Below are 4,243 nucleotides of genomic sequence, written 5' to 3'. Positions count from 1 at the left end.
AACGACTGACCCACCGACGACGACACCCCCGGGCAGTCCAGCTCCCGGGGGTGTCGCGCACTCCGTGGTCAGGCGCAGCCCAGGCCCTGGACGTATCCGGGCCGCAGCTTCCCAGCCGCGATCTCGTCGGCGTACTCCCAGAACACCTCCGGCCAGTCGCCAGCCTTGTCCATGTCACGCAGCACCCGCCACCCGTGGCTGCTCCGCAGCGCCTCGACGGCCCGCCGCACCCCGGCCTCATCCCCACTCGCCCTCGCCCGCTGCCACTCCGCGATCCACCCGCAACCCACACGCGACGTCACAGCGGCACCGAACTGATAGCGATCGTTGATGCCGACGTCAACCAACGCCGCGACGTCGAAGCCCGGCGGGAGCGGCACGTCCACGAGCACCTCGGCCGCCCGCTCCAACACCCGGTCGGGAGTGACGATCTCCGGCGGAAGCGCACCCAACCACGTACGCGCATCCGCCCGGACCACATCCCCGAGGACCCGGGCGAACTCCTTCCGAGACCAGTCACCCCCGGTACGCAACTCGACGAAAACCCCGTCACGGGGACGGAGCAACACCTCGAAGTCGCTGGCGGAATACTCGAACTGGTCACCCGCCCAGCCATCGACCTGCACAGCCTTCGGACGACTGACGTTGAGCCGGTCGGCGTAACGGCCGGCGTAACCGTCAGCCGGATACCAGTCGAACTCCACCTCACGCCCACCGTTGCGGAACGTGATGGTGCCCGCCTCCTGGGTGAACCCGTACACGGTGGTCGCCTTCCAGCCCGGGCGGTTGATCAGCAGCCGCGGATTCTTCTCCGCCGCCCGCATCGCCACCGGCGAGTAGACGACCGGAGCACCGGCGCTGGGAGCGGAAGCCACCTCCCCGACCTCTTCGGGCTCACCCGGCAGAACAGAGACGGCCAGGACGCCGGCAAGGACCACGACCACCGCCGCCACACCAGCCAAACGACGCACTCTCGGTTGCCGCCGCGGTGGTTCCACGAACCGACCGAGCGTCGACTCGGACATGATCTCCCCCAGGAGGGTCTGCTTCATCCCGTCAAGCTGTCCGATGAGGTCCCGCCGAGCGGGGTCAGCTTCCCGAACCAGCCGGTCAAGGTGTTCCTCGGTCATCTCTGGTCCTTTCGGGTCGCTGCGGTCAGCACGTCGAGTACATGTCCAGGCGGGCCGAGGTCGTCACCGACCAGTTCGCGCAGCCTGGCTCGCGCCCGCGACAGCCGTGTCCGCACCACTGTGGGATCCACCCCCAGGACCGCCGCCACCTCTCGCGGCTGCAAGCCCTCCCACACGGTGAGCATCAACACCTCGCGGTCCAGCTCACCCAGACCCGCCAACGCCGCCCGGACAGCGAGCCGCTCAGGCACCTCACTGCCCGGATCGGCGGCCACCACGACGGCGATCTGCTCACGTAACCGCTCACCCAACCGCTGCCGGCGAACCCCACCCCGGTGATGGTTGGCCAACACCCGCCGGGCCACGCCGTACAGCCAGAGCCGAGCTTCACCGTCGGCCGGAATGTCATGCCTGCGCCGCCAGGCGACCAGGAAGGTCTCCGCGACGACGTCGGCCCCGTCCTCGGGATGCGCGACGCGCCGCAGCGCGTACGCCAACAACGGCTCAAAGTGCTCAAGATAGACACGCCGGAAGCGGTCCTCGTAGTACTCAATGCCGGAGCTCACACCCACTCCATGTCCGGTGGGGCCCCAACCGTGACAGCCCTCGAAAACCACCTCGCAACGCTCGACCCCAGCAACTGCCGGCACAGCCCACAACCACCCACGGCGCTCCCTCAACGGAATCCTCAACCCGGGAACACCACACACCGCCGACGACTACCGTCCACCACCATGAGACACCCGCGGCCCGCCACGGGCCCCGGCGACCGGGTCACACTCGACGAGGTCTTCTTCGACGTCGTCTTCGTCCTCACCGTCACCCAACTGGCCCACGCCCTCGAAACCCACCTCAACTGGGCCGGTTTCGGCAGCAGCGCCCTGATCCTCGGCCTGCTCTGGTACCTCTACACCGGCTACGCCTGGCTCAACAACCGCCTGCCCCCGCGAAAGAACACCACCAGGCTGCTGCTCTTCGCCGGCATGGCAGGCTTCCTGATCAGCGCCGTCGCCCTACCCGACGCCCTCACCGGCGGCGGCGCGCTCTTCGCCGTCGGCTACCTCATCGTCGTCGCCGTCCACCTCAGCCTGTTTCTGCACACCAACGCCCGCAGCGGCGCACTGCGACTCGCCCCCTACAACATCGGCGCCGCGCTCCTCGTCCTCGCTGCCGCCGCGTTCACCGGCCCCGCCGTACCCGCCCTCTGGGCCGCCGCCGTCGTCACCCAGTCCGTCCTGCCCTACCTGCTCCCCCGCCGGCTGTCCTGGACCGGCGTACCCGAGGCCTTTCACCTGCGCCCCGGGCACTTCGTCGAACGACACGGACTGCTCGTCATCATCGCCCTCGGCGAATCCGTCGTCACCATCGGCATGGGCGTACCCGCCGACCAGCTCACCGCCGCAACGGCCACCGCGATCGTGCTCGCCCTCGCCGTACCCGTCGCTCTGTGGTGGACCTACGTCGCCGACACCCGACCCGCCACCGCGGCCCTGGCCGCCGCCGACCCCGCCGCCCGCAGCCAGATGGCCGCCCGCACCTACGTGTTCCCGCACTTCCTGCTGCTGCTCGGCGTCATCGCGACAGTCGCCGGTCTCCACACTGCCGTCGCCGGACCCGACGAACCGGCCACGGTCGGCGCCGCTCTCGCCCTCGGCGGTGGCGTCGCGCTTTACCTCGTCGGCATCGCCGCCGTACGCCGCGCCCTACGCCTGCCCATCCCCCCGGCCCGACTCGCCGCCGCGGCGGCGGCACTGGCCACCGTCGCCATCGGCGTCACCCTGCCAGCGACCGTCCAGCTCGTCACCACCATCGCCATCCTGGTGCTGATGCTGGCATATGACGCCCGACGGTCCACCCGCGGCGACGACGAGAATGCACGGGTCGACCCGGAACGCGCGTGATGCTCCTAGCTGCCTCGGTCGCCTCAGCCGCCGGCCAGCACCTCGGACAACGGCGCCGGCACCAGCCCTCGCTCACGCAGCCCGGCCAGGATGTGCGGCAACGCCTCATCGGTCATGGCCGCGTTCGCCTCGGTCACATGCATGATCACCACCGAGCCGGGGCGAACGTGGTCCAACACCGCCCGTACCAACGGCTTCCACGCCGTCGCGAACGGATCGCCACTGACCACGTCCCCGTCGACCACTGTCACGCCCAGCGGCGCCAGCGCGTCCAACGCCGCCGCGTCGTGGCACAACCCGGGAAACCGGAAGTATCGGGTCTGCCGACCGCCATACGGCGCGATCACCTCGAACGTCTTCGCCACATCGCCGGCCAGCTCGTCGACCGGCAACCGGGGCAGGTCATAACAGTCCGCCGTGAACGCCGCGTGCCCGTAAGTGTGGTTGGCCAACTCGAAGCGCGGGTTGCCGGCGATCCGCCGCGTCACGTCCGGATACCGCTGCACCCACTTGCCGGTCAGGAAGAACGTCGCCGGCACCTGCTCCCGCTCCAGCAGGTCGAGGATGCGCAGGTTCGCGTAGGACTTCACCCGGCCGGCCCGCAGGCTGGCCAACATCCCGTCGGTCATGTCCGCGTCGAAGGTCAGCGCGACCTTGGCGCCGCTGCGCGGCCCGTGATCCACCACCCGCGCCCTGGTCCCGATGGGCGTCGCGCCCGGCACCGTGGCAACCACCACCGGCGGCGACGAGACGCTGGCCGACGGCACCTCCGAAGTAGCACCCGTCGACGGCACCGCCGAAGAGGCACCGGCAGGGGTGGACGAGGCCGACGACCCGACGAAGACGGGCCGGTCCGGCGGCGGCACCCGGGACGCCGTACACGCGGCACCGCCGACAACGGCCACCGCCGCGAGTACGCCACACCACAACGGACGAAGTCGACCCCGAATCACGCCGTCGATCATCCCAAACGCGAGCCACCCTCACTGCCCCGCCCGCACCCCGACCCGCCCCCGGCTCGCCCGCCCCTGCCTCGCCGATCTTGCACTTGCGGTCGTCGGATTGAGCGGGATGCCCCAAATACCGCAACAGAAAGTGCCAGATCGGCGAGGCGGGAAGGCCCTGGGAGCGTCGATCATGGGGTTGTGGTGCCGGGTTTGGGCAGGCAAGGGTGCTTGGTCCCCCACCACAACAACAAGATCGAAGGATCAC

General features: G+C 69.9%; 4 protein-coding genes. 1 reads left to right on the top strand and 3 read right to left on the bottom strand.

The window, feature by feature from the left end; translation table 11 throughout:
• Positions 1 to 68 precede the first annotated feature (68 nt).
• On the bottom strand, positions 69 to 1,052 hold the full coding sequence (locus tag AB0B48_RS32030) for a hypothetical protein (protein WP_357208153.1): 984 nt from the start codon (positions 1,050 to 1,052) through the stop codon (positions 69 to 71).
• A gap of 74 nt (positions 1,053 to 1,126) precedes the next feature.
• Entirely contained in the window at positions 1,127 to 1,696 is a 570-nt protein-coding gene (locus AB0B48_RS32025) for an RNA polymerase sigma factor (protein ID WP_357208151.1), read from the bottom strand.
• Between the two features lie 168 nt (positions 1,697 to 1,864).
• Here AB0B48_RS32025 and AB0B48_RS32020 point away from each other — a divergent pair, with 168 nt between their 5' ends.
• Entirely contained in the window at positions 1,865 to 3,031 is a 1,167-nt protein-coding gene (locus AB0B48_RS32020) for a low temperature requirement protein A (protein WP_357208150.1), read from the top strand.
• Between the two features lie 23 nt (positions 3,032 to 3,054).
• On the opposite strand, the gene AB0B48_RS32015 is transcribed toward AB0B48_RS32020, so the two are convergent.
• A complete protein-coding gene (locus AB0B48_RS32015; protein WP_357208147.1) occupies positions 3,055 to 3,984 on the bottom strand; it encodes a polysaccharide deacetylase family protein in 930 nt (309 codons plus the stop codon).
• Positions 3,985 to 4,243 lie beyond the last annotated feature (259 nt).

Origin of the sequence: Micromonospora sp. NPDC049089 (assembly GCF_040648775.1) — a bacterium.
In the GTDB taxonomy this organism is placed as follows: Bacteria; Actinomycetota; Actinomycetes; order Mycobacteriales; family Micromonosporaceae; genus Micromonospora.
The sequence above is the reverse complement of the archived record's forward strand: the minus strand, read 5'-3'. Positions and strand labels throughout refer to the sequence as shown.